The sequence below is a fragment of the Pseudomonas oryziphila genome (assembly GCF_003940825.1).
In the GTDB taxonomy this organism is placed as follows: domain Bacteria; phylum Pseudomonadota; class Gammaproteobacteria; order Pseudomonadales; family Pseudomonadaceae; genus Aquipseudomonas; species Aquipseudomonas sichuanensis.
In genome coordinates this window covers 1,059,316-1,083,273 of sequence record NZ_CP034338.1, presented here as the reverse complement: position 1 = coordinate 1,083,273, position 23,958 = coordinate 1,059,316, and the positions used below count along the sequence as shown (strand labels likewise).

At 64.8% G+C, this 23,958-nt stretch carries 20 protein-coding genes; 4 read left to right on the top strand and 16 right to left on the bottom strand.

The window, feature by feature from the left end; genetic code table 11:
• Positions 1-5 precede the first annotated feature (5 nt).
• The 3 genes from EJA05_RS05160 to EJA05_RS05150 all read right to left on the bottom strand — a co-directional run bounded on the left by EJA05_RS05160 (position 6) and on the right by EJA05_RS05150 (position 2,901).
• Positions 6-1,250 carry an MFS transporter gene (locus EJA05_RS05160; protein WP_125857546.1) on the bottom strand — a complete coding sequence of 415 codons (1,245 nt, stop codon included), beginning with the start codon at positions 1,248-1,250 and terminating at the stop codon, positions 6-8.
• A 207-nt stretch (positions 1,251-1,457) separates the two neighbouring features.
• Positions 1,458-2,297: a mechanosensitive ion channel family protein gene (locus EJA05_RS05155; protein ID WP_125462735.1), complete on the bottom strand. Its 840-nt coding sequence runs from the start codon at positions 2,295-2,297 to the stop codon at positions 1,458-1,460.
• 118 nt (positions 2,298-2,415) lie between these two features.
• Entirely contained in the window at positions 2,416-2,901 is a 486-nt protein-coding gene (locus tag EJA05_RS05150) for a YajQ family cyclic di-GMP-binding protein (protein WP_125857545.1), read from the bottom strand.
• A gap of 102 nt (positions 2,902-3,003) precedes the next feature.
• Between EJA05_RS05150 and EJA05_RS05145 the strand changes: the two genes are divergently transcribed.
• From EJA05_RS05145 to EJA05_RS05135, 3 genes are read left to right on the top strand one after another with little or no spacing between them, the layout of a single operon-like run.
• Positions 3,004-3,921 (top strand): putative 2-dehydropantoate 2-reductase, encoded by a 918-nt coding sequence (locus tag EJA05_RS05145; protein WP_125857544.1) that lies wholly within the window; start codon positions 3,004-3,006, stop codon positions 3,919-3,921.
• A gap of 36 nt (positions 3,922-3,957) precedes the next feature.
• Complete coding sequence (locus EJA05_RS05140) at positions 3,958-5,979, top strand: sensor histidine kinase (protein ID WP_125857543.1); 2,022 nt, start codon at positions 3,958-3,960, stop codon at positions 5,977-5,979.
• 1 nt (position 5,980) lies between these two features.
• Positions 5,981-6,544, top strand: coding sequence for a cob(I)yrinic acid a,c-diamide adenosyltransferase (locus EJA05_RS05135; protein WP_125857542.1), 564 nt, complete (start codon positions 5,981-5,983; stop codon positions 6,542-6,544).
• Between the two features lie 83 nt (positions 6,545-6,627).
• On the opposite strand, the gene EJA05_RS05130 is transcribed toward EJA05_RS05135, so the two are convergent.
• The 4 genes from EJA05_RS05130 to secA form a co-directional block, all read right to left on the bottom strand.
• The gene (locus EJA05_RS05130; protein WP_125857541.1) at positions 6,628-7,572 is read right to left on the bottom strand and encodes a Nudix family hydrolase; all 945 of its coding nucleotides are present in this window, start codon (positions 7,570-7,572) and stop codon (positions 6,628-6,630) included.
• Positions 7,569-8,201 (bottom strand): glutathione S-transferase family protein, encoded by a 633-nt coding sequence (locus tag EJA05_RS05125; RefSeq protein ID WP_125857540.1) that lies wholly within the window; start codon positions 8,199-8,201, stop codon positions 7,569-7,571. Before EJA05_RS05125 ends, EJA05_RS05130 begins: the two co-directional genes overlap by 4 nt.
• Before the next feature lie 98 nt (positions 8,202-8,299).
• Positions 8,300-9,517, bottom strand: coding sequence for a bifunctional glutamate N-acetyltransferase/amino-acid acetyltransferase ArgJ (gene argJ, locus EJA05_RS05120; RefSeq protein WP_125462728.1), 1,218 nt, complete (start codon positions 9,515-9,517; stop codon positions 8,300-8,302).
• Between the two features lie 161 nt (positions 9,518-9,678).
• Positions 9,679-12,414, bottom strand: coding sequence for a preprotein translocase subunit SecA (secA, locus tag EJA05_RS05115; protein ID WP_125857539.1), 2,736 nt, complete (start codon positions 12,412-12,414; stop codon positions 9,679-9,681).
• Positions 12,415-12,814: 400 nt separating this feature from the next.
• Between secA and EJA05_RS05105 the strand changes: the two genes are divergently transcribed.
• On the top strand, positions 12,815-13,270 hold the full coding sequence (locus EJA05_RS05105) for a DUF721 domain-containing protein (RefSeq protein WP_125462726.1): 456 nt from the start codon (positions 12,815-12,817) through the stop codon (positions 13,268-13,270).
• Positions 13,271-13,506: 236 nt separating this feature from the next.
• On the opposite strand, the gene lpxC is transcribed toward EJA05_RS05105, so the two are convergent.
• The 9 genes from lpxC to murD form a co-directional block, all read right to left on the bottom strand.
• Complete coding sequence (lpxC, locus tag EJA05_RS05100; RefSeq protein ID WP_110991614.1) at positions 13,507-14,418, bottom strand: UDP-3-O-acyl-N-acetylglucosamine deacetylase; 912 nt, start codon at positions 14,416-14,418, stop codon at positions 13,507-13,509.
• 114 nt (positions 14,419-14,532) lie between these two features.
• Complete coding sequence (gene ftsZ / locus EJA05_RS05095; RefSeq protein WP_110991615.1) at positions 14,533-15,729, bottom strand: cell division protein FtsZ; 1,197 nt, start codon at positions 15,727-15,729, stop codon at positions 14,533-14,535.
• 55 nt (positions 15,730-15,784) lie between these two features.
• Positions 15,785-17,047 (bottom strand): cell division protein FtsA, encoded by a 1,263-nt coding sequence (gene ftsA / locus EJA05_RS05090; RefSeq protein WP_110991616.1) that lies wholly within the window; start codon positions 17,045-17,047, stop codon positions 15,785-15,787.
• Positions 17,048-17,061: 14 nt separating this feature from the next.
• Complete coding sequence (locus EJA05_RS05085) at positions 17,062-17,931, bottom strand: cell division protein FtsQ/DivIB (protein ID WP_125462725.1); 870 nt, start codon at positions 17,929-17,931, stop codon at positions 17,062-17,064.
• A gap of 5 nt (positions 17,932-17,936) precedes the next feature.
• Positions 17,937-18,893 carry a D-alanine--D-alanine ligase gene (locus EJA05_RS05080; protein WP_125857537.1) on the bottom strand — a complete coding sequence of 319 codons (957 nt, stop codon included), beginning with the start codon at positions 18,891-18,893 and terminating at the stop codon, positions 17,937-17,939.
• Positions 18,890-20,338 (bottom strand): UDP-N-acetylmuramate--L-alanine ligase, encoded by a 1,449-nt coding sequence (murC, locus tag EJA05_RS05075; RefSeq protein WP_125462723.1) that lies wholly within the window; start codon positions 20,336-20,338, stop codon positions 18,890-18,892. Before murC ends, EJA05_RS05080 begins: the two co-directional genes overlap by 4 nt.
• Entirely contained in the window at positions 20,331-21,410 is a 1,080-nt protein-coding gene (murG, locus tag EJA05_RS05070) for an undecaprenyldiphospho-muramoylpentapeptide beta-N-acetylglucosaminyltransferase (RefSeq protein WP_125462722.1), read from the bottom strand. The genes murC and murG overlap by 8 nt, the downstream gene beginning before the upstream one ends.
• Entirely contained in the window at positions 21,400-22,614 is a 1,215-nt protein-coding gene (ftsW, locus tag EJA05_RS05065; RefSeq protein ID WP_125857536.1) for a putative lipid II flippase FtsW, read from the bottom strand. Before ftsW ends, murG begins: the two co-directional genes overlap by 11 nt.
• The gene (gene murD, locus EJA05_RS05060; protein WP_125857535.1) at positions 22,611-23,957 is read right to left on the bottom strand and encodes a UDP-N-acetylmuramoyl-L-alanine--D-glutamate ligase; all 1,347 of its coding nucleotides are present in this window, start codon (positions 23,955-23,957) and stop codon (positions 22,611-22,613) included. Before murD ends, ftsW begins: the two co-directional genes overlap by 4 nt.
• Position 23,958 lies beyond the last annotated feature (1 nt).

Below are 23,958 nucleotides of genomic sequence, written 5' to 3'. Positions count from 1 at the left end.
TGCTTCTACTGTGCCACGGCCCCTTCCCCGGAGCGCCTGCCCACCACGAACCACAACGGCCACAGCGCCAGCGCCCCGGCAATGCCTGCCGCCACGGCGAAGTGCATCAGGCTGGCACCCGCTCCGAGCATCGCCAACACAGCGCCCCCCAGCCCCAGCAAGGCAATGGTGATCATCCCCAGCATCGCCGACACCAGCCCCTTGCTCTGTTCGCTGGCGAACAGCGTCATGCGGTACAGCACCGCGTTGGCCACACCCAACCCCAGCGCGTACAGCGACATGCCGGCCACCACGCTGGTAACTGTCGGCCAGTACCAGGTCGCCGCGACCATCAACGACAGGCCCGCCAGGTAAGGCCAAAGGGCCCCGCGCACCAGTGCCGGCAGCGGATAGCGATCGGCGATGCGGTTGATGATCAGATTGCCGAGGATCAGCCCGGCGAACACCGGCAACTGCCACAGTGCGTAGTCCATCGTGCTCAGGCCTTCGTCGTGGATCAGCAGCACCGGCGACAGGCCGATCCAGCCGATCAGCGGCAACCCGACCAGGCCCAGCGCCGCGCTGCCCGCGACAAACCGGCGGTTGGCCAGCAACTGACCATAGCCGGCCAACAGCGGCAGCAGGTGGATCGGCGTGAACGGCAGGCGTGAGCCGTCGCGGCGTTCCACCCCCAGGGTTTCCGGCATCAAGCGGTACAGCAGCAGCCAGCACAGCACCGCACCGACCGCGAACGCCACGAACAGCCAGCGCCAGTCCAGCCACTGCAGCATCAAGGTGCCCACCAGCGGCCCGAGCAACGGCGACAGCAGGGCGATGTTGGCCAGCAACGCCATCATGCGCACCGCGTCGGCCTCGCTGTACGCCTCGTTGAGGGCCGGGTAGCTGACCGTGACCACGAAGCCCAGGCCGATGCCCTGCAGCAGGCGCAGCAGGTTGAACAGGCCGATGTCATGTACCCAGAACGTCGCCAGGCAAGCCACGCCGAAGAACAGGCAGCCCGTCAGCAGCAGCGGGCGCCGGCCGTAACGGTCGGCGAGCGGGCCGATCAGCCATTGCAGCACCACCCCGCCCAGCAGGTACAGGTTGAGGGCGTGGGGGATGAATTCCGGGCTGGCGTCCAGGTCGCCGACTACGACCGGCATGGCGGGCATCACGGCATCGCTGGCCAGGTAGGTCAGCAGCTCGAACAGCGCCAGGGTCAGGCCGAACAGCAAGGCTCGCAGGGGGGTGATGTACAGCAGTGGTTTCATGATCAATATCAGGTGGGGACGGGTGGGGTCAGGCTATATGCCAGAAATGACGGCAGATTGCTGTGAGCAAGTGTAAGGGGCAGAAAAAGCCGGGGCCGCTGCGCGCCCCTTCGCGGGTAAACCCGCTCCCACAGGTTAAGCGTGAACCCTGTGGGAGCGGGTTTACCCGCGAAGGGGCGCGCAGCGGCCCCGACTGTCGAAGCAGGTTTATTGCAGGGCAGTCTCCTGCACCACACGGATCACCCGCTGCGGAAAGGGAATGTCGATCCCTTCGGCCTTGAGCCGGTCACGGGCATGCTCGTTGAGCATGAACATCACGTCCCAGTAGTCGGCCGTCTTGGTCCAGATGCGCAGCGACACGGTGATCGAACTGTCACCCAGGGTCGACACCACCGCCTGCGGCGCCGGGTCCTGCAGCACACGCGGGTCCTGGGCCAGCTCCAGCAGCACATTGCGGGCCTTCTGCAGGTCGGCGTCATAGTCGACACCCACGTCGAACACCACCTTGCGGGTCGGCTGACGGTTGGTGTTGGTGATGATGCCGTTGGACAGGCTGCCGTTGGGCATGATGACCGTCTTGTTATCACCGGTACGCAGCACGGTGTGGAAGATCTGGATACTGTCCACGGTGCCTGCCACGCCCTGGGCTTCGATCCAGTCGCCGATGCGGAACGGGCGGAACATCAGGATCAGCACGCCCCCGGCGAAGTTCGCCAGGCTGCCCTGCAAGGCCAGGCCGATGGCCAGGCCGGCGGCACCGATGGCGGCGACGAACGAGGTGGTCTCGATGCCGATCATCGACGCCACGCTGACCATCAACAGTACTTTCAGCACGATGTTGGCCAGGGTGCTGATGAAGCCCTGCAACGCCGCGTCGGCCTTCAGGCCAACCAGTTTGCCCAGCCGAGCACTGACCCTGCTGATGATCCACCAGCCGATCGCCAGCGTCAGCAAGGCCAGCAGCAGGCGGCTGCCGTATTCCATGATCAGCGGTACCCAAGTCTGCGACTGGCGAACCAGCTGGTCGACCTCTGCATTCAAATCCATCGTCTTGCTCTCCTGATGCCAAGCGGCAAAAAACACATTGAAACGGGCCGCACAGCATGCAGCGACCGCAGGAACCGATGGACATCATTGAGCCATCAAGGTTCCTGCCCTGCCTCGATCAGTCGCGGAAGTTGTTGAACTGCAGCGGCATGTCGAATTCCTTGGCGCGCAACGCAGCAATCGCCTCCTGAAGGTCGTCACGCTTCTTGCCGGTGACGCGTACCTGCTCACCCTGGATCGAAGCCTGGACCTTGAGCTTGGCGTCCTTGATGTGGGCAACGATCTTTTTCGCCAGGTCTTTGTCGATGCCTTCGCGGAACTTGGCTTCCTGCTTCATCTCCTTGCCGGATGGGTAGGCGTCCTTCACTTCCAGGCACTTGACGTCGATCTTGCGCTTGACCAAGGCCAGACGCAGGATTTCGACCATCGCCTCGAGCTGGAACTCGGCCTCGGCGGTCAGCAGCACGGTCTGCTCCTTGTCCTTGAACTCGATGCTGCCCTTGCCCTTGAGGTCATAGCGGCGGTCCAGTTCCTTCACCGCGTTGTCCACGGCGTTGGTGACTTCGTGCTTGTCCAGTTCCGATACCACGTCGAACGAAGGCATGGCGGTTCTCCATAAAAAAACAGCGCGCTCAGCTTGAAGATGGAGCGCGTCAGGGTTAGGGGGTTAAAATGCGGGCTCATTATAACGGGTTGCGAAACGCAGATGAGCAGCACCTGGCATATTCTCGGCGCCGGTAGCCTCGGCAGCCTCTGGGCCTGCCGCCTGGCCCGCGCCGGCAAGGCGGTCCGCCTGATCCTGCGAGACGAGCAGCGCCTGGCGGCCTATCAGGCCGTCGGCGGGCTGACCCTGGTCGAACAGGACCAGCGCAGCCTCTACGCGATCCCCGGCGAAACCCACGATGCCACCGGCCCGATCCACCGTTTACTGGTGGCCTGCAAGGCCTATGACGCGGCCCCCGCCGTGGCGCGCCTGGCCCCACGGCTGGCCGAGGGTGCCGAACTGGTACTGCTGCAGAACGGCCTGGGCAGCCAGGATGAGGTGGCCGACCAGGTGCCCCATGCCCATTGCATCTTCGCCTCCAGCACCGAGGGCGCGTTCCGCGAGGCGGACTGGCAGGTGCGCTTCGCCGGCCATGGCTTCAACTGGCTGGGCAACCCGCTCAACCCCGCCGTGCCAGCGTGGTTCGACGACCTCCACGACGCCGGTATTCCCGCCCAGTGGAGCGTCGACATCCTTTCGCGGTTGTGGCGCAAACTGGCGCTCAACTGCGCCATCAACCCGTTGACCGTGCTGCACGACTGCCACAACGGCGGGCTGCTCGGGCACCTGACCGAAGTCGACCAGCTGTGCGACGAGTTGGCCAACCTGCTGCTGCGCTGCGGCCAGCCCGAGGCCGCCAACGACCTGAAGGAAGAAGTGCAACGGGTGATCCTCGCCACCGCCGCCAACTACTCTTCCATGTACCAGGATGTCCGTCATGGCCGGCGCACCGAGGTCCATTACCTGCTCGGTCACGCCTGCCGCGCCGCCGCCCGGCACGGGGCAAGCGCGCCACGGCTGGAACACCTGCAACGGCGCCTGGTCGATAGCCTGAAGGCCCGCGGCCTGCCCAGCGACTGACTGGCCCATCCACCGGACATGGACACCCCCTGACTCATGAGCCTGCGCCAACGCCTGGAAAACCTCCCGGTCGGGCAGAAACTGCTGGCGGCCCTGCTGGTGCTGCTGGTCACCATCCTGCTGGTCGCCAACCTGGCGTTCATCAGCGCCGCCTACTGGATCACCCAGGAGAGCATGGCGCCCCAGGCGCTGCAGACCATCGGCAAGCTGGTGTCCAATCCGCAGCTGTCCTCCCGGGCCGGCGACTCCCCGGAGACCGCCAGCGCCCTGCTCAAGGAGCTCGACAGCTACTCGCCGTTGCGCGCGGCGGCCATCTACGGTGGCGATGGGCAGATGCTCGCCCAGCTCCAGCACGGCGACGCCCTCACCCTGCCCAAGCGTTATCGCAACATCGACGGCTGGCGCCTGATGGAGTTTCGCAGCACCCAGCTGATCCGCCTGCCGCGCAACGCCAACCCGCCCGCGCACCTGCTGCTGGTGGCCAGCAGCGAGCTGCCGATGGCGTTCTACACCGGCACCCTCTCCGCCAGCCTGGCGATCCTGATATTCAGCATCCTGCTGTGGCTGGTCATCGCCCGGCAGATCAAGCGCTTGATCACCCTGCCGATCAACAACCTCGAAGAACTGTCGCGCCAGGTCACCCGGGAAGAGAGCTACGCCCTGCGGGCCCAGCGCGGCAACGATGACGAGATCGGCAGCCTGGCCGATGCGTTCAACACCATGCTGTCGCGCATCGAAGCCCGCGAGCAGCAGCTCAAGGGCGCCCGCGACGAGTTCCAGCAGGCCTACGACCAGGCCCAGGGCCTGGCGGAAGAAACCCGCCACACCAACCGCAAGCTGGAGCTGGAAGTCCAGGTGCGCAGCAAGATCGAAAAGAAACTCACGGGTTTCCAGAACTACCTGAACAGCATCATCGACTCCATGCCTTCGGCGCTGATCGCCCTCGACGAGCAGCTTTACGTCACCCAGTGGAACCACGAAGCCACGGTGCTTTCCGGCACACCGCTGGACGAGGCGCTGAACCAGCCGATCTTCCTGGCCTTCGCGCCGCTCAAGCCGTTTTTGCCGCAGCTCAAGGAAAGCGTCGAGAAGCACCGGGTGGCAAAAATCGAGCGGGTCACCTGGCCCAAGGGCGACGACCTGCGCCACTACGCCCTGACCTTCTACCCGCTGACCGGCGGCGGCGGCCGTGGCGTGGTGATCCGTATCGACGACATCACCCAGCGCCTGTCGCTGGAAGAAATGATGGTGCAGTCGGAAAAGATGCTCTCGGTCGGTGGCCTGGCTGCAGGCATGGCCCATGAGATCAACAACCCGCTGGGAGCGATCCTGCACAACGTGCAGAACATCCGCCGGCGCCTGTCGCCGGAGCTGCCACGCAACCAGGAACAGGCCACCGAGCTAGGTCTGGACCTGCCGGCCGTCAACCGCTACCTGGACAGCCGCGAAGTGCCGCAACTGCTCGACGGCATTCAGCAGGCCGGCGCCCGGGCGGCGAAGATCGTCACCCACATGCTCAGTTTCAGCCGCCTCAGCAACCGTCAGCTGGCGCCCTGCGACCTGCCGGCGCTGATCGACCAGGCGGTGGAAATCGCCGGCAACGACTTCGACCTGGCCATCGGCTTCGACTTCAAGGGCCAGGCCATCGTCCGCCAGTTCGACCCGCAGCTCGGGGCGGTGCCCGGCACCGCCAACGAGCTGGAGCAGGTGCTGCTCAACCTGCTGAAGAACGCCGCCCAGGCCATCCACCAGCGCCCGCAGCCCAGCGAGCCGGGGCGAATCACCCTGCGCACCCGGCTCAACCCGCCTTGGGCGGAAATCCAGGTGGAGGACAATGGCGTGGGCATGCCCGAGACCGTGCGCAAGCGCACCTTCGAGCCATTCTTCACCACCAAGGAGATCGGCCAGGGCACCGGCCTTGGGCTGTCGGTCTCGTACTTCATCATTACCAACAACCACAAAGGGCAGATGGAAGTGCACTCCACGCCCGGCCAGGGTACCTGCTTCACCCTGCGCCTGCCCCTCGGCCTGCCGGCCACCACCAAAACGGAGACGTGACATGGGCTATCGCCTGTCGAAGATCTACACCCGCACCGGCGACAAGGGTGAAACCGGCCTGGGCGATGGCCGCCGGGTGCCCAAGGACCATCCGCGGATCGAGGCGATCGGCGAGGTGGACAGCCTCAACAGCCAGCTTGGAGTATTGCTTGCCGGATTGGCCGAGGCCGGCCTGCAAGAGCTGGTCGAGGTACTGGCGCCGTGTCAGCACCGCTTGTTCGACTTGGGTGGCGAGCTGGCCATGCCCAGCTATCAAGCATTGACCGCTGCCGAGGTCGAGCGCCTCGAAGCGGCCATCGATCGTTGGAACGATGAGCTGGGGCCGTTGAAGAACTTCATCCTGCCGGGTGGTTCGGCGCTGGTGGCACAGGCCCATGTGTGCCGCAGCCAGGCGCGGGCGGCGGAGCGGCGGTGTCAGCAGCTGAATGCCGTTGAGCCACTGGAGGGGGTGGGGTTGGCGTATATCAACCGGTTGTCGGATCTGTTGTTCGTGGCCGCGCGGATTATCGGGCGGCGGCAGGGCGTAGCCGAAGTGCTGTGGCAGGCAGCCACAAAGCCGGCCTGAAAAGCATCGCGGGGCAAGCCCGCTCCCACGCCAGTTACACACTCTAGCGTGGGAGCGGGCTTGCCCCGCGATTGCCAGCGCACTCAGATCTCAGGCCAGAACGCCCGAATCCCGGCAACACCTTGTGCCCCGGCATCCCAGGCCTGCTCCCGCTCACCCGGCCCGACCCCACCCAACAGGAACACCGGGCGGCTGATCGTGCCGATCAAGCGCTGCGCCTCATCCCAACCGAGCGGTGTGGCATCCGGATGCGTCTGGGTCGCCTGTACCGGCGACAGGGTGACGAAATCCACGCCCATCTGCTCGGCCAGCGCCAACTCTTCGGCGCTGTGGCAGGACGCCGCCAGCCAGCGGTTCTCGGGGAACGGGCGGCCTTTGGCGGCGTACTTGCGCAGCTGCGCCGCCGTGAGGTGCCAACCGGCCGCCGGAAAGTCGCCCAGCCACTCCAACGGCCCCTTGAGCATCAGTTGTGCCTTGCCGGCGCACAGCCCGACCGCATCCACGGCAACGTCGCGGTACTTGGGGTCGTACATGTCCGGGGCGCGCAGCTGGATCAGCTTGATCCCATTGGCCACCGCCTTCTGGATGCCCTTGAGCAGCTCCGGCACCTCAAGCCCGTCCGGCGTGATCAGGTATTGATCCGGCAAGCGCGCGGCGGCGACGATCGGCTTGTTGGCTTCAGGGAAGTCGTACTGGCCCAGGTCGCGGGGCGCCACCCAGGCCAACGGCTGGCCTTCCGCGCCATGGGGCTCGCCGGTGAAGGCATCCACCTCGCGCACATCCAGCAGCACCTGCTTGTCCGGGTAGTCGTGGCTGACCTTGATCAGCGGCCGCGAACGGCTGACCTCGATACCCAGCTCTTCGCGCAGCTCACGGGCCAGTGCCGCCTCGACGCCCTCGCCCTCCTCCAGCTTGCCGCCGGGGAACTCCCACAGGCCGCCCTGGTGCTGGGTGTCGGCACGGCGGGCGATCAGGATGCGCCCGTCGGCGCCTCGGATGACGGCGGCAACTACATGAATCCGCTTCACCCTGCACGCTCCGCCAGGCCAGCCTGCTGCCAGGCCTGGAAGGCCGGCCACTGGTAAATGGTTTCGATATAGGCCGCAGCTTCGGCGGGCACTGCAACGCGGTAGGTGCGCAGGCGCACGGCCACCGGGGCGAAGAAGGCATCGGCCAGGGTCGGCCGGCCGAACAGGAATGGGCCTTGGTCCTTGGCCAGCAGGCGGCACTCGGACCACAGGGCGACGATGCGGTCGATATCGACTTGCACGTCCAGCGGCATGTTCTCCAGCGCCTGGTCGCGGGACAGGTCGAACGGCATGGCACCGCGCAGGGCGAAGAAGCCGCTGTGCATCTGCGCGCAGGCCGAGCGCGCCTGGGCGCGGCTGGCGACGTCTTCAGGCCAGAGCCTGGCGTCAGGATGCTGTTCGTTGAGGTACTCGGCGATGGCCAGGGAGTCGGCGATCACGCCGTGCTCGGTCTTGAGCAGCGGTACCTTGCCGGTGGCCGAGAACGCCAGCAGGCGTTGGCGGGTGTCGGGCTGGTTGAGTTTGACCAGGGTTTCTTGGTAGGGCGCGCCGGCCAGTTCGAGGGCCAGGGCGCCGCGCAGCGACCAGGAGGAATACAGCTTGTCGCCGATGATCAGGTGATAGCTCATGGGGCGGCTCCATGTTTCATGGCAGAGGGAGCATCGCGGGGCAAGCCCGCTCCCACGCCGAAAATCGTGGGAGCGGGCTTGCCCCGCGATGGGTTGGATCAGGTGCGGTATTCGGCGTTGATCTTCACGTACTCGTGGGACAGGTCGGTGGTCCAGATGGTTTCGCTGCACTGGCCACGGCCCAGTTCGATGCGGATGGTGATCTCTTCCTGGGCCATCACGGCAGAACCCTGCGCCTCGGTGTAGCTCGGGCTGCGGCCGCCCTGGCTGGCGATGCAGACGTTGTCGAGGTAGACGTCGATCAGGCTGACATCCAGCTCTGGCACGCCGGCACGGCCTACCGCGGCGAGGATGCGGCCCCAGTTCGGGTCGGAGGCGAACAGCGCAGTCTTGATCAGCGGCGAGTGGGCCACGGCGTAGCCGACGTCCAGGCATTCCTGGTGGTTGCCGCCGCCGTTGACTTGCACGGTGACGAACTTGGTGGCGCCTTCGCCGTCACGCACGATGGCCTGGGCCACGTCCATGCACACTTCGAACACGGCCTTTTTCAGCGCCTCGAACAGCTCGCCGCGGGCCTCGGTCACTTCCGGTACGTCGGCCTTGCCGGTGGCGATCAGCATGCAGCAGTCGTTGGTCGAGGTATCGCCGTCGATGGTGATGCGGTTGAACGACTTGTTGGCGCCGTCGAGCATCAGGTCTTTGAGCACCTGCGGTGCGACCTTGGCGTCGGTGGCGATGTAGCCGAGCATGGTGGCCATGTTCGGGCGGATCATGCCGGCGCCTTTGCTGATACCGGTGACGGTGATGGTCTTGCCGTCGAACTGGAACTGGCGGCTGGCACCCTTGGGCAGGGTGTCGGTGGTCATGATGCCGGTGGCGGCTTCGGCCCAGTGGTTCTCGGACAGGTTGTCGAGGGCTGCCTGCAACGCGCCTTCGATCTTCTCGACCGGCAGCGGCTCACCGATCACGCCGGTGGAGAATGGCAGTACCGACTCGGCAGGCACGCCGGTCAGTTCGGCCAGTTTGGCGCAGGTGCGCTCAGCGGCGGCCAGGCCTGGGGCGCCGGTGCCGGCGTTGGCATTGCCGGTGTTGGTCAGCAGGTAGCGCACGGTGCCCTGCACGCGCTGCTTGGAGAGGATCACCGGTGCCGCGCAGAACGCGTTGAGGGTGAACACGCCGGCAACGCTGGAGCCTTCGGCACAGCGCATCACCACCACATCCTTGCGCCCGGGGCGCTTGATGCCCGCCGAGGCGATGCCGAGTTCGAAACCGGGAACCGGGTGCAGGGTGGGCAAAGGACCAAGACCAACAGCCATTAGAGCGCTCCTAGAAATTTTGGGGAATTGGGGGGCGCTTTGCGCCCCTTTCGCGACACAAGGCCGCTCCTACAGGGTTGTTGCGATTCCTGTAGGAGCGGCCTTGTGTCGCGATGGGCTGCGACGCAGCCCCGGGATCTCAAGCCAATGGTGAGATCAGATCACTCGATCTGACCATGGCAGTGCTTGAATTTCTTGCCCGAACCACACCAGCACGGCTCGTTGCGGCCCAGCTTGAGGTCGTTACGCACAGGCGCGGCGGCCACAGCCACTTCGGCGCCTTCTTCAGCCAGTTGCTCGCTTTCCAGGCCAGGGGCGGCAGCGTGCTGGAACTGCATGCGGCTGGCCAGCTCCTCTGCTTCGCGGCGCAGGCGGGCTTCTTCTTCGACCGGGTCTTCGCGGCGTACCTGAACGTGCGAAAGCACGCGGATGGTGTCGCGCTTGATCGAGTCCAGCAGTTCCTGGAACAGGGTGAACGACTCGCGCTTGTACTCCTGCTTCGGGTTCTTCTGCGCATAACCACGCAGGTGAATGCCGTGACGCAGGTGGTCCATGGTCGACAGGTGGTCTTTCCAAAGGTCGTCCAGTACACGCAGCAGGATCTGCTTCTCGAAGGTACGCAGCGCGTCTTCGCCAGCCTGGTCCTCTTTCTCGTTGTAGGCGCTGGTGATCTCGGTGATCAGCTTCTCGCGCAGCGTTTCTTCGTAGAGGTGATCGTCCTCGTCGAGCCACTGCTGGATCGGCAGCTTGATGGCGAAATCGCTGGCCAGCGAAGCCTCGAGGCCGGCAACGTCCCACTGCTCAGGCAGCGACTGCGGCGGAATGTGCTGGCTGATGGTGGCATCGAGCACTTCCTGGCGGAACTCGGCGATGGTGTCGCCGATGTTTTCGGCGGCCAGCAGGCTGTTGCGCATGTGGTAGATCACCTTGCGCTGTTCGTTGGCCACGTCATCGTATTCAAGCAGTTGCTTACGAATATCGAAGTTGCGGCCTTCGACCTTGCGCTGGGCTTTTTCAATGGCGTTGGTGACCATTCGGTGCTCGATGGCTTCACCGGACTGCATGCCCAGGGCCTTCATGAAGTTCTTCACCCGGTCGGAGGCGAAGATGCGCATCAGGCTGTCTTCCAGCGACAGGTAGAAGCGGCTGGAGCCGGCGTCACCCTGGCGGCCGGCACGGCCCCGCAGCTGGTTGTCGATACGGCGCGATTCGTGGCGTTCGGAGGCGATCACGTGCAGGCCACCGGCTTCCAGGACCTGCTGGTGACGCTTCTGCCAGTCGGCCTTGATCTTGGCGATCTGCTCGGCGCTCGGGTTGTCCAGGGCGGCGACTTCGGCCTCCCAGTTACCGCCGAGCAGGATGTCGGTACCACGGCCGGCCATGTTGGTGGCGATGGTCAGCGCGCCCGGAGCACCGGCCTGGGCGATGATCTCGGCCTCTTTTTCGTGGTACTTGGCGTTCAGGACCTTGTGATCGATGCCTTCCTTCTTGAGCAGGTTGGACATGTGCTCGGAGGTTTCGATGGTCGCGGTACCGACCAGCACAGGGCGGCCCTGGGCCATGCTTTCCTTGATGTCGGCGATGATCGCGGCGTACTTCTCATCGGCGGTCAGGTACACCAGGTCGTTGAAGTCCTTACGGGCCAACGGCTTGTTCGGTGGGATGACCATCACGTTGAGGTTGTAGATCTGGGCGAACTCGAACGCTTCGGTGTCGGCGGTACCGGTCATGCCGGACAGCTTGGTGTAGAGGCGGAAGTAGTTCTGGAAGGTGGTGGAAGCCAGGGTCTGGCTTTCGGCCTGAATGTTCAGGTTTTCCTTCGCTTCGATGGCCTGGTGCAGGCCTTCGGACAGGCGACGGCCCGGCATGGTACGGCCGGTGTGCTCGTCGATCAGGAGGATCTGGCCTTCCTGGACGATGTACTCGACGTTGCGGTGGAACAGCTTGTGCGCGCGCAGGCCGGCGTAGACGTGGGTCAGCAGGCCCAGGTTATGCGCGGAGTACAGGCTCTCGCCCTCGGCCAGCAGGCCGGACTGGGTGAGCATGTCCTCGATGAACTGGTGGCCGGCCTCGTTGAGTTCGACCTGGCGGCTCTTCTCGTCGATGCTGTAGTGGCCCTCTTGGGTCACCTGGCCTTCGACTTCCTCGATGTGCTGGGTGAGGCGCGGGATCAGGCGGTTGATCTCGATGTACAGCTTGGAGCTGTCTTCGGCCTGACCGGAGATGATCAGCGGGGTACGCGCTTCGTCGATGAGGATGGAGTCGACTTCGTCGATCACGGCGAAGTTCAGCTCACGCTGGAACTTCTCGTCGACGCTGAACGCCATGTTGTCGCGCAGGTAGTCGAAGCCGAATTCGTTGTTGGTGCCGTAGGTGATGTCGGCGGCGTAGGCGGCGCGTTTTTCTTCCGGCGGCTGGAATGCCGAAACGATACCCACGGTCAGGCCGAGGAATTCGTACAGCGGGCGCATCCAGTTGGCGTCGCGGCGGGCCAGGTAGTCGTTGACCGTGACCACGTGCACGCCCTTGCCGGACAGCGCGTTGAGGTACACGGCCAGAGTACCGACCAAGGTCTTGCCTTCACCGGTACGCATTTCTGCGATCATGCCTTCGTGCAGGGTCATACCGCCGATCAGCTGAACGTCGAAGTGACGCATGCCCATCACGCGCTTGCCGGCCTCACGGGCCACGGCGAAGGCTTCAGGCAACAGCTGGTCGAGGGTTTCGCCTTTGGCCAGGCGCTCTTTGAACTCTGCGGTCTTGCCCCGCAGCTGTTCGTCGGAGAGGGCCACCATCTTCTCTTCGAAGGCATTGACGGTGCTCACCGTCTTGAGCAGGCGTTTGATCTCGCGCTCGTTCTTGCTTCCAAAAAGTTTCTTTAACAAAGGCGCAAACATATCGGCAGGATCTTCCACACGTAGGGATGGAGGGCGGCCCCATGAGTCGCCCGTGCAGCCCAGAGGCCGCATGCGAACGAGCATTCTACCCGGAAACGATTGTGAGGAAAGTGGTGGATTTCCACGATACTGGCACAGCGTATGTATGGGGCCTGCCTAACATAAGGGCTTTTTCGCCAAGTTCAAGGTGGCGGAAGATGAAACGTATCGAGAATGACTTGCATCAATTTCGGCCTGATTAGCCTGTGTGGGCCTCTTCGCGGGTAAACCCGCTCCCACAGGACTTCCTCAAGCCTCGAAGCGGTTACGAACCTGTGGGAGCGGGTTTACCCGCGAAGAGGCCGGGGCAAATCCCGCATCTGTTAGACTGCCGACCTTGTAACCTGCGGCGAAACTTTAGATGGCCTACAAACCCTCCCCCGCCCGCCCCCCCGCCGACCTGCTGCGCAAGGCCCGGCCGCTGCGCCTGTTGCTCAACCAGGCCGAGCGCCTGGAGCATCTGCAGCGCCTGCTGGAAAGCCAGCTGCAACCGGCCGCCCGCGAGCATTGCCATGTGGCGTCGTGGAAAGAGGGCACCTTGTTGCTGGTGGTCACCGACGGCCACTGGGCCACCCGCCTGCGCTACCAGCAGAAGCGCCTGCAGCGTCAGTTGCTGGCGCTGGAAGCCTTTGCCAACCTGACGCGGATCCTGTTCAAAGTGCAGCCGCCGCTGGTCGCGGCCAAACGCGAGGGTCAGGGGCCGGAGCTTTCGGAAACTGCCGCAGAAAGTATCCGCGGCTCAGCCGAAGGCATCAGCGATCCGAAGCTCAAGGCCGCGCTGGAACGGCTGGCCGCGCACGCCCAGAACAAAGACTGAACACGTCCGAACTGACTGCGGCCTGTAGGAGCGGGTTTACCCGCGAAGCATGCGCTGCGGTGGATGGCACGGGCTGCGCCGGTGTTCGCGGGTAAACCCGTTCCCACAGGGTAGCGCCAGGTACTTAATTTGTGGGCAAGACAGTTGCTCCCACAGAAGCTGCGCAGCGACTGAATGCGAAAATAAAAAAGGCCACCCGAAGGTGGCCTTGATCAACAACTAGAGAGTGTTCGAACTTACACAGCCGCAACAGGGCGCATGTACGAGATCGGTGCCGTGCTGGCATCTTCGAAGAACACCACTTCCCAGGCGTCGGTTTCAGCAATCAGCTTGCGCAGCAGCTGGTTGTTCAACGAGTGGCCGGACTTGTAGCCCTTGAACTCGCCGATCAGGCTGTTGCCCAGCAGGTAAAGGTCGCCGATGGCATCGAGGATCTTGTGCTTGACGAATTCGTCTTCGGAGCGAAGGCCGTCTTCGTTGAGTACGCCGGTCTCATCGACCACGATGGCGTTCTCGACACTGCCGCCCAGCGCAAGGTTGTGCTTGCGCAGGTACTCGATGTCACGCATGAACCCGAAGGTCCGCGCGCGGCTGACTTCCTTCACGAACGAAGTGCTGGAGAAATCTACAGACGCGCTTTGGGTCTGGCCCTTGAGGACCGGGTGATCGAAGTCGATCTCGAAGCTCACCTTGAACCCGTCGAACGGCAGGAAAGTGGCGCGCTTGTCGCCCTCTTCCACTGTCACTTCGCGCAGGATGCGAATGAACTTCTTCGGTGCGTCCTGTTCTTCCAGGCCGGCCGATTGGATCAGGAATACGAAAGGTCCGGCGCTGCCATCCATGATCGGCACTTCCGAGGCGGAGAGCTCGACGTAGGCGTTATCGATGCCCAGGCCCGCCATGGCGGAGAGCAGGTGCTCGACCGTATCGACTTTGACGTCACCGTTGACCAGCGTCGTAGACATGGTGGTCTCGCCGACGTTGGCCGCGCGCGCCGGGATTTCGACCACAGGGTCGAGGTCGGCGCGGCGGAAGACGATGCCGGTGTCGACAGGCGCAGGCTTGAGGGTCAGGTAGACCTTCTCCCCGGAGTGCAGGCCGACGCCCGTGGCACGGATGGTATTCTTCAGGGTGCGTTGTCTAATCATGGCATTGGCCGCTTCAGCGCAAATAATGCGAACAGGTATCAACAAAGGCTGGGGATGATAACAGACCCGGCCTTTGCTGAACACCAATCACCCTTATACCCCTGATAAATTCCATCAATCGGCCTGACGACGCAGGAACGCAGGGATATCCAGGTAGTCCAGATCGTCCTGAGGGTTGAGTTTAGCGGCCGCCGCGGCACCTGCATGGGCCTGGTTGCGCATGACAGTCGGGCGCTCCAGGTCACGATAGTTGACGGCTGGCTGCTCCTGGCGAACCGGGGCCGGGTTGGAGGACTCGTAAACCTGCTGAGCGGTCTGCAGGGTGTTGTCGACCACCTTGACCGGCTTCTCGATGCGCGCACCCAGGCCAGTAGCGACCACGGTCACGTGCAGTTCGTCGCGCATGTCCGGATCGATCACGGTACCCACCTTGACCATGGCGTGGTCGGAGGCGAAGGCTTCGATGATGCTACCCACGTCGGAGTACTCACCCAGCGACAGGTCCGGGCCTGCGGTGATGTTCACCAGGATGCCGCGGGCGCCCTGCAGGTTGACGTCTTCGAGCAGCGGGTTGCGGATCGCCGCCTCGGTGGCTTCGCGGGCGCGGTTCGGGCCGCTGGCGCAACCGGTACCCATCATGGCCATGCCCATTTCGCTCATCACGGTGCGCACGTCGGCAAAGTCGACGTTGATCATGCCAGGGCGCTTGATGATGTCGGAGATGCCGCGCACGGCGCCGGCCAGCACGTCGTCGGCCTTGGCGAAGGCGGACAGCAGGCTTGCATCCTTGCCCAGGATGGTCAGCAGCTTTTCGTTGGGGATGGTGATCAGCGAGTCGACGCTGTCAGCCAACATGCGGATGCCTTCGTCGGCGATCTGCATGCGCTTGCGGCCTTCGAACGGGAACGGACGGGTCACCACCGCAACGGTGAGGATGCCCATTTCCTTGGCCACTTCGGCGATGATCGGCGCAGCACCGGTACCGGTACCACCACCCATGCCGGTGGTAATGAACACCATGTTGGTGCCCTGCAGCACTTCGGCGATGCGCTCACGGTCTTCCAGCGCGGCCTGACGGCCGACTTCCGGATTGGCACCTGCGCCCAGGCCCTTGGTCACGCCGGTACCCAGTTGCAGAATGGTGCGCGCGCCGATGTTTTTCAGCGCCTGGGCATCGGTGTTGGCGCAGATGAACTCGACGCCTTCAATGTTGCTTTTGACCATGTGGTTAACGGCGTTGCCGCCGCCACCGCCCACACCGATCACCTTGATGACCGGGCTTTGCGGGACGTTGTCTACGAGCTCGAACATTTTCCCTCTCCTTACAGTTCTCTAGTTATTGCGCCTACCACTACTGCTTTGAAACTTAGAAGTTGCCCTGGACCCAACGCTTGAGTCGTTCAAGCACCGGGGCCTTCGGTTCATCGCCATAGCTGTTGTTGCTGCTGTTGCTGATGCCGGTCAGGGACAGGTCCTCGGACTGCTTTTGCAGCCCGTAGGTGAGCAGGCCCACGCCGGTGGAATAGATCGGGTTGCGCACCACGTCGCTCAGCCCCCGAACGCTGTGCGGTACGCCCAGGCGTACCGGCATGTGGAAGATTTCCTCGGCCAGTTCCACGGCGCCTTCCATTTTCGCGGTACCGCCGGTGAGGACGATGCCAGCCGGCACCAGATCCTCGTAGCCGCTGCGGCGCAGCTCGGCCTGGATCAGGGTGAAGAGCTCGTCGTAACGGGGCTCGACGACCTCGGCCAGGGCCTGGCGCGACAGCTCGCGCGGTGGGCGGTCGCCCACGCTCGGTACCTTGATGGTCTCGCCGGCGCCAGCCAGTTTGGCCAGGGCGCAGGCGTAGCGGATCTTGATTTCCTCGGCGTACTGCGTAGGTGTGCGCAGGGCCATGGCAATGTCGTTGGTGACCTGGTCGCCGGCGATCGGGATCACCGCGGTGTGGCGGATCGCGCCTTCGGTGAAGATGGCGATGTCGGTGGTGCCACCACCGATGTCCACCAGGCACACGCCCAGCTCTTTCTCGTCGTCGGTCAGCACCGAGTACGCCGAGGCCAGCTGCTCGAGGATGATGTCGTCGATCTCAAGGCCACAGCGGCGCACGCACTTCTCGATGTTCTGCGCGGCGTTGACCGCGCAGGTGACCACGTGGACCTTGGCCTCCAGACGTACGCCGGACATGCCCAGTGGCTCGCGCACGCCTTCCTGGTTGTCGATCACGTAGTCCTGCGGCAGGGTGTGCAACACGCGCTGGTCGGCCGGAATCGCCACGGCCTGGGCCGCGTCGAGTACGCGCTCAAGGTCGGCGGTGCTGACTTCGCGATCGCGGATGGCGACGATGCCGTGGGAGTTCAGGCTGCGGATGTGGTTGCCGGCCACGCCGACGAATGCCGAGTGGATACGGCAACCGGCCATCAGTTGGGCCTCTTCCACGGCGCGCTGGATCGACTGCACGGTGGACTCGATGTTCACCACCACGCCCTTCTTCAGGCCGCGGGACGGGTGAGTACCGATACCGACGATTTCCAGGGTACCGTCTTCGCCGACTTCACCCACCAGCGCCACCACCTTGGAGGTGCCAATGTCCAGCCCGACGATCATTTTGCCGCTATGCGCGTTTGCCATGGTCCTGCCTCTCTCTAATTCTTCGCAACGGCGGGTTGGGCCGTCGTCGGTGCAATCGGTTCCCGCCAACCAACGGCCAGACCGTTGGCGTAACGCAGATCGATGCGGGCGATAGTGGTGATCTGGTCTTTAAGCGTTTTGTCGTAAATGGCAATGAAACGGCGCATTTTCTCCACCAGATGGTCGCGCCCCAACAGCAGTTCGATGCCTGGCCCGGCGCTGCCCGCGCCAGTGGTCAGGAACCAGCTGCCTCGCTCGCGCAGCTCCAGGCGAGCGATGGAAAAGCCCATGGGGCGCAGCATCTGGCTCAATACCTGATACTGCTGCATGACTTGTTGCTGAGCCCGCTGCGGCCCGAACAGCTGCGGCAGGTGCTCGTAGTTGGCCAGCTCGCGCGGGGTGAAGGCCTGGCCCTGGTTGTTGAGCAGGGCCTCGTCACCCCAGCGCGCCACCGGCAACTGTTCTTCCAGGCGGATCACCACTTCATCCGGCCAGACCCTGCGCACTTCGGCGTGGGCGATCCACGGCATCTGTTCCAGCTCGACGCGCATGGCCGTCAGGTCTACGGTGAAGAAGCTCGCCGCCACGTAGGGCGCGATACGCTGCTGCACCGCCTGCTGGCTGATGTAGCTGAGGTCGCCCTGCACGGCGATCTTGGTGATCGGCCGATCGGCGTACGGCATCAGGCGGATGGCGCCTTCATAGGCGCCAAAGCCTGCAGCCACCAGCAGCACCGGCCACAACAGGCGCTTGAGGCCGCCGAAGCTGGGACGGGGCAGGCGCGCCGATACGGGCTCGTCAGCCACCAGTCGGCTGGCACCACGCGGCACCGGCTTGCTGCGGCCGGGGACGGGTTGCTGCTGACGTATCATCGCGCCTTGCATGGCTGTTAACCTCGCGTCGCTACGCTGTCGGCCAGGATCGCCAGCACCAGTTGCTGGAAGTCCAGGCCGGCCGCGCGGGCCGCCATGGGCACCAGGCTATGATCGGTCATGCCAGGTGCGGTGTTGACTTCGAGCAGCCAGAACCGGCCCTGCTCGTCCTGCATCACGTCCAGCCGGCCCCAGCCTTCGATGCCGATGGCATCGCAGGCACGCGCGGTCAGGTCGATCAGCTCTTGTTCCTTGACGCTGTCCAGGCCGCACGGGATGCGGTACTGGGTGTCATTGGCGATGTACTTGGCGTCGTAGTCGTAGAACACGTGGGGGGTGCCCAGCGCGATCGGCGGCAGCACCTGGCCACGCAGCACGGCGATGGTGAACTCCGGGCCGTGAATCCATTGCTCGACCAGTACTTGCGAATCGTATTTGGCGGCGTCTTGCCAGGCGGCGATCAGTTCCTGCTCGCTGTTCACCTTGGCCATGCCGATGCTCGAACCTTCATGGGCAGGTTTGACGATCAGCGGGAAGCCCAGTTCCGCACTGGCGGCAACACAATCCTGCTCACTGGCCAGCACGGCGTGGCGCGGGGTTGGAATCCCCAGGCTCTGCCACACCTGCTTGGTGCGCAGCTTGTCCATGGCCAGGGCCGAAGCGAGGATGCCGCTGCCGGTGTAGGGGATGCCCAGGCACTCGAGCAGGCCTTGCATGCTGCCGTCTTCACCACCACGGCCGTGGAGGATGATGAAGGCGCGGTCGATCTTCTCGTTCTGCAGCCGCGTCAGCAGGTCATCGCCCACGTCGATGCCGACCACGTCGACACCGGCGCTGGTCAGCGCCTCGATCACCGCGGCGCCGGACTTGAGCGACACCTCGCGCTCGGCGCTCTTGCCGCCGTACAGCACGGCGACGCGGCCGAAGGCTGTGACGTCGAGGGTGGAATGCAGCGTGTCGTAGGCGCTGGTCATTTCGACTTCTCCTGCTTGGCGCCAGCGAACAGCGGGCTTTTCATCAGTTGCGGGGCCAGGCCGCCGACATCACCGGCACCCTGGCACAGCAGGATGTCGCCGGCGCGCAGCAGCGGCTGCACCAGCGGCGCCAGCTCGGCGCCACGTTCGATGTAGATCGGGTCCAGCTTGCCGCGCTGGCGGATGCTGTGGCACAGCTGACGGCTGTCGGCGCCCGGGATCGGCTCTTCGCCGGCCGGGTAGACCTCCATCAGCAGCAACACGTTGGCGTCGCCCAGCACCTGCACGAAGTCGTCGTACAGGTCGCGGGTACGGCTGTAGCGGTGCGGCTGGTAGACAATCACCAGACGGCGGCTCGGCCAGCCGCCACGCACGGCCTTGATCACCGCGGCAACTTCGGTCGGGTGGTGGCCGTAATCGTCGACCAGCATCACGCTGCCGCCTTCGACCGGCAGCTCGCCGTACACCTGGAAGCGTCGGCCGACGCCCTGGAAGCCGGACAGGCCCTGGACGATGGCCTCGTCGCTGATGCCTTCGTCAGTGGCGATGGCGATGGTGGCCAGGGCATTGAGCACGTTGTGGTTGCCCGGCATGTTCACCGACACCTCGAGCGGCTCGCAGTCGCGGCGCAGCACGGTGAAGTGGGTCTGCATGCCCTGCTGGCGCACGTTGATGGCGCGGATGTCGGCCTCTTCGCTGAAACCGTAGGTGACCGTCGGGCGCTTGACCTGCGGCAGGATCTCGCGCACCACCGGGTCGTCCAGGCACATCACGGCCAGGCCGTAGAACGGCAGGTTGTGCAGGAACTCGACGAAGGTCTTCTTCAGCTTGTTGAAGTCACCTTCGTAGGTCGCCATGTGGTCGGCGTCGATGTTGGTGACCACGGCAACCATCGGCTGCAGGTGCAGGAAGCTGGCATCGCTTTCGTCGGCTTCGGCGATCAGGTAGCGGCTGGTGCCCAGCTGCGCATTGGTGCCGGCGGCGGTCAATCGGCCACCGATGACGAAGGTCGGGTCCAGGCCACCGGCGGCGAACACCGAGGCCAGCAGGCTGGTGGTGGTGGTCTTGCCGTGGGTGCCGGCCACGGCGATACCGTGGCGATAGCGCATCAGCTCGGCGAGCATCTCGGCACGCGGCACCACCGGGATGCGGCGTTCGAGCGCAGTGGCGACTTCCGGGTTGGCCGGGTTGATCGCGCTGGACACCACCAGCACATCGGCGCTGGCGGCGTTCTCGGCGCGGTGGCCGACGAAGATCTCGGCGCCGAACGATTCCAGGCGTTCGGTGACCGGCGAGGTCTTGAGGTCGGAACCGGACACTTCATAGCCCAGGTTCAGCAGCACTTCGGCGATACCGCACATGCCCACGCCGCCGATACCGACGAAGTGGATACGGCGGATACGGCCCATCTTGGGCTGCGGCATGGCTTTCTGGCTTTCAACCATGGGCCACCTCCAGGCAGATATCGACCACGGTGCTGGTTGCGGCAGGTTTGGCCAGGCGACGCGCGGTGCCGGCCATGGTGTTGAGTTTCTCGGGTTGCATCAGCACCTCGTTCAGGCGTTCAGCGAGCTGCGCTGCGCCAGTTGTCGCTTGCGGCATCAGGAAGGCAGCGCCTTCACGAGCCAGATAGTTGGCGTTGTGGGTCTGGTGGTCGTCGATGGCGTGGGGCAAGGGCACCAGCATCGAAGGCAGGCCTGCCGCCGCGAGTTCGCTGACGGTCAGGGCACCGGCCCGGCAGACCACCATGTCGGCCCAGCCATAGGCGTGGGCCATGTCCTTGATGAACGGTTCTACCTGCGCCTCGACCCCCGCCTCCTGATAACGCTCGGCGGTGATCGGCGCATGGTGCTTGCCGGCCTGGTGGAACACCTCGGGCCGCAGGTTCGCGGGCACCTCGGACAGGGCCTTAGGCAACAATTTATTCAATGGTTCCGCACCCAGGCTGCCGCCCATGACCAACAGGCGCGCGCGACGATCGGCCAAGGGCGCTCGCTGCGCATCCATGAACAGCTCGGCACGCACCGGGTTGCCGGTGGTGCGCAGCTTGTCGCTGGCGGCGAAGGTGCCCGGGAACGCCTCGCACACCCGCGCCGACAGCGGCACGAGCAGACGATTGGCGGTACCGGCGCGGGCGTTCTGTTCGTGGATCACCAGGGGCACGCCGCACAGTCGCGCGGCCACACCGCCAGGGCCGGTCACATAGCCGCCGAAGCCGATCACGCAGACCGGTTTGAGCTCACGGACGATACGCCGTGCCTGCAGCACGGCCTTGACCAGGGTGAACGGCGCCTTGAGCAGCGACAGCTTGCCTTTGCCGCGCAGGCCGCTGACCTGGATCAGGTGCAGGGGCAAGCCGGCCTGGGGCACCAGCTCGTTCTCGATGCCGCGCGGGGTGCCCAGCCAGTGCACGCTGTAGCCACGGGCCTGGAACTCGCGGGCACAGGCCAATGCCGGGAACACATGGCCGCCGGTACCGCCGGCCATGATCAATACGTTCTTGCCGTCAGCGGCCATGATTGGTCTCCTCGGCAAAATCGTGTTCGTTGAACTCGTGTTCCTCGCTGCCCAGGTGCGTGCGGCTCTCCCACTCGATGCGTAATAACAACCCTACGCAGGCGCAGCAGATCACCAGCGAACTGCCCCCGTAACTGAGGAACGGCAGCGTCAGGCCCTTGGTTGGCAGCAGGCCGACGTTCACGCCAATGTTGATCAGGAACTGGCCGATCCACAGGAAGGCCAGGCCGAACGCCATGTAGGCGGCGAAGAACTGCTTGGCCTTCTCGGCCCACAGGCCGATGTACAGGGCGCGCACCGTGACGAAGACGAACAGCGCGACGGTCAGCAGCGAGCCGACCACGCCCAGCTCTTCAGCCAGCACCGAGAACACGAAGTCGGTGTGCGCTTCGGGCAGGTAGAACTGCTTCTGCACGCTGTTGCCCAGGCCCACGCCCAGCCACTCGCCGCGGCCAAAGGCGATCAACGCCTGGGTCAGCTGGTAGCCGGAGCCGAACTGGTCGGACCACGGGTCGGTAAAGGTGATCAGGCGCGCCATCCGATACGGCTGGGCCTGGACCAGCACCACCACCGACACCACCGCCAGCACCACCATCAGCGAGAAGCGGAACAACCCCACCCCGCCCAGGAACAACATGGCCGCAGCGGCGCCCATCATCACCACGGTGGCGCCGAAGTCCGGCTCCATCAGCAGCAGGACGGCCATCGGCAGCAGCACGATGAACGGCTTGAAGAAGCCCATCCAGGTTTCGCGAACTTCGGTCTGTCGGCGCACCAGGTAGCCGGCCAGGTAGATGACCACGAAGACCTTGGCGATCTCGGACGGCTGGACGTTGAAGAAGCTGAAGCCGATCCAGCGCATCGAACCGTTCACTTCGCGGCCGATACCGGGCACCAGCACCATCACCAGCAGGCCGAAGGCGCCGATCAGCATCATGAAGCCCATGCGCTGCCAGGTGGCGATCGGCACCATCATGGTCATCACCCCGGCGCCCAGGCCGAGGACCACGTACACCAGGTGGCGGAACATGTGATAGAGCGGGTTGCCCGACTGCACCGCGGCCACTTCCGAGGACGCCGAGGTGATCATCACCAGGCCCAGGCCGAGCAGCGCCAGGCAGCCGGCCAGCAATGGGAAGTCGAGGTCGATGCCACGGCCGCTGATCAGCGGCGACGGGTACGGCTTGAGGATGCCGAAGATCATGCCAGCCCCTCCGCCGCCTGGGCGAACAGGCGCCCGCGTTCTTCGAAGTTCTTGAACATGTCGAGGCTGGCGCAGGCCGGCGACAGCAGCACGGCATCGCCGGGCTGGGCCAGCTCGGCGCAGCGCTGCACAGCTTCATCGAGGGTTTTCACTCGCACCTGCAGCACGTCATCGCCAAGGGTTTGCGCCAAGCGCTCGGCATCGCGGCCCAGCAGCACCACCGCGCGGCAATGCTGCACCACCGGCGCGCGCAGGGCGGCGAAGTCAGCACCCTTGCCGTCACCGCCGGCAATCAGTACCAGCTTGCCTTCGATATCGGCCCCCAGGCCTTCGATAGCAGCCAGTGCGGCACCGACGTTGGTGGCCTTGGAATCGTCGTACCAGTTCACGCCGTTGCGCTCGCGGATCCACTGGCAGCGATGGGCCAGGCCCTTGAACTCGCGCAGGGCTTCGAGCATGGGCGCGAACGGCAGCCCGGCGGCATGGCCGAGGGCCAGGGCCGCCAGGGCGTTGCTCTGGTTGTGGGCACCGCGAATCTTCAGCTCGCGCACCGGCATGAGCGTCTGGAATTCGAAGGCCAGGTATTTTTCGCCGTCGACTTCGCGCAGGCCAAAGGCCTTGAAGTCCGGCGTATTGAGGCCGAAGGTCCAGCACGGCAGGCCCTCCACCGGCAATGGGCGGCTCAGCGCGTCCTGGCGGTTCACCACCACCTGCCGGGCGCCGCGGAAGATGCGGTGCTTGGCCAGATGGTAGGCCGGCAGGCCGCTGTAGCGGTCCATGTGGTCTTCGCTGATGTTCAGCACCGTGGCCACTTCGGCATTGAGCTGGTCGGTGGTTTCCAGCTGGAAGCTCGACAGCTCCATCACGTAGAGCTCCACGCTGTCATCGAGCAGGTCCAGCGCCGGCGTGCCGAGGTTGCCGCCGACCGCCACACGCTTGCCCGCCTTGGCGGCCATTTCACCGACCAGGGTGGTGACCGTGCTCTTGGCGTTGGAACCACTGATGGCCACGATCGGCGCCTTGGCGTGACGGGCGAACAGCTCGATGTCACCGGACAGCGTCACGCCACGTGCCGCTGCCTGCTGCAGCGCCGGGGTCGCCAGGGCCAGGCCGGGGCTCACGTACAGCGTGCTGGCGCGGCACAGGAAGTCCACATCCAGCTCGCCACAGCGCACTTCCACCTGCGGGTAATCACGGCGCAGGGTGTCCAGTTCCGGCGGTTGCTCGCGGGTGTCGGCGACCGCAAAGGCAATGCCCCGGCTCGCCAGGAAGCGAACCAGGGACATGCCGCTCTTGCCGAGGCCGACAACGATGCGGAATTGGTCGGAAGCGATCAGTGACACG

Excerpts from the sequence above, each read along its gene's own strand:
- EJA05_RS05145 (WP_125857544.1), top strand. The coding sequence starts at position 3,004 with ATGAGCAGCACCTGGCATATTCTCGGCGCCGGTAGCCTCGGCAGCCTC.
- EJA05_RS05140 (WP_125857543.1), top strand. The coding sequence starts at position 3,958 with ATGAGCCTGCGCCAACGCCTGGAAAACCTCCCGGTCGGGCAGAAACTG.
- ftsA (WP_110991616.1), bottom strand. The coding sequence starts at position 17,047 with ATGGCAAACGCGCATAGCGGCAAAATGATCGTCGGGCTGGACATTGGC.
- EJA05_RS05155 (WP_125462735.1), bottom strand. The coding sequence starts at position 2,297 with ATGGATTTGAATGCAGAGGTCGACCAGCTGGTTCGCCAGTCGCAGACT.
- EJA05_RS05135 (WP_125857542.1), top strand. The coding sequence starts at position 5,981 with ATGGGCTATCGCCTGTCGAAGATCTACACCCGCACCGGCGACAAGGGT.
- lpxC (WP_110991614.1), bottom strand. The coding sequence starts at position 14,418 with ATGATTAGACAACGCACCCTGAAGAATACCATCCGTGCCACGGGCGTC.
- argJ (WP_125462728.1), bottom strand. The coding sequence starts at position 9,517 with ATGGCTGTTGGTCTTGGTCCTTTGCCCACCCTGCACCCGGTTCCCGGT.
- EJA05_RS05125 (WP_125857540.1), bottom strand. The coding sequence starts at position 8,201 with ATGAGCTATCACCTGATCATCGGCGACAAGCTGTATTCCTCCTGGTCG.
- ftsZ (WP_110991615.1), bottom strand. The coding sequence starts at position 15,729 with ATGTTCGAGCTCGTAGACAACGTCCCGCAAAGCCCGGTCATCAAGGTG.
- EJA05_RS05160 (WP_125857546.1), bottom strand. The coding sequence starts at position 1,250 with ATGAAACCACTGCTGTACATCACCCCCCTGCGAGCCTTGCTGTTCGGC.
- EJA05_RS05085 (WP_125462725.1), bottom strand. The coding sequence starts at position 17,931 with ATGCAAGGCGCGATGATACGTCAGCAGCAACCCGTCCCCGGCCGCAGC.
- ftsW (WP_125857536.1), bottom strand. The coding sequence starts at position 22,614 with ATGATCTTCGGCATCCTCAAGCCGTACCCGTCGCCGCTGATCAGCGGC.
- EJA05_RS05080 (WP_125857537.1), bottom strand. The coding sequence starts at position 18,893 with ATGACCAGCGCCTACGACACGCTGCATTCCACCCTCGACGTCACAGCC.
- murC (WP_125462723.1), bottom strand. The coding sequence starts at position 20,338 with ATGGTTGAAAGCCAGAAAGCCATGCCGCAGCCCAAGATGGGCCGTATC.
- secA (WP_125857539.1), bottom strand. The coding sequence starts at position 12,414 with ATGTTTGCGCCTTTGTTAAAGAAACTTTTTGGAAGCAAGAACGAGCGC.
- EJA05_RS05150 (WP_125857545.1), bottom strand. The coding sequence starts at position 2,901 with ATGCCTTCGTTCGACGTGGTATCGGAACTGGACAAGCACGAAGTCACC.
- murG (WP_125462722.1), bottom strand. The coding sequence starts at position 21,410 with ATGGCCGCTGACGGCAAGAACGTATTGATCATGGCCGGCGGTACCGGC.
- EJA05_RS05105 (WP_125462726.1), top strand. The coding sequence starts at position 12,815 with ATGGCCTACAAACCCTCCCCCGCCCGCCCCCCCGCCGACCTGCTGCGC.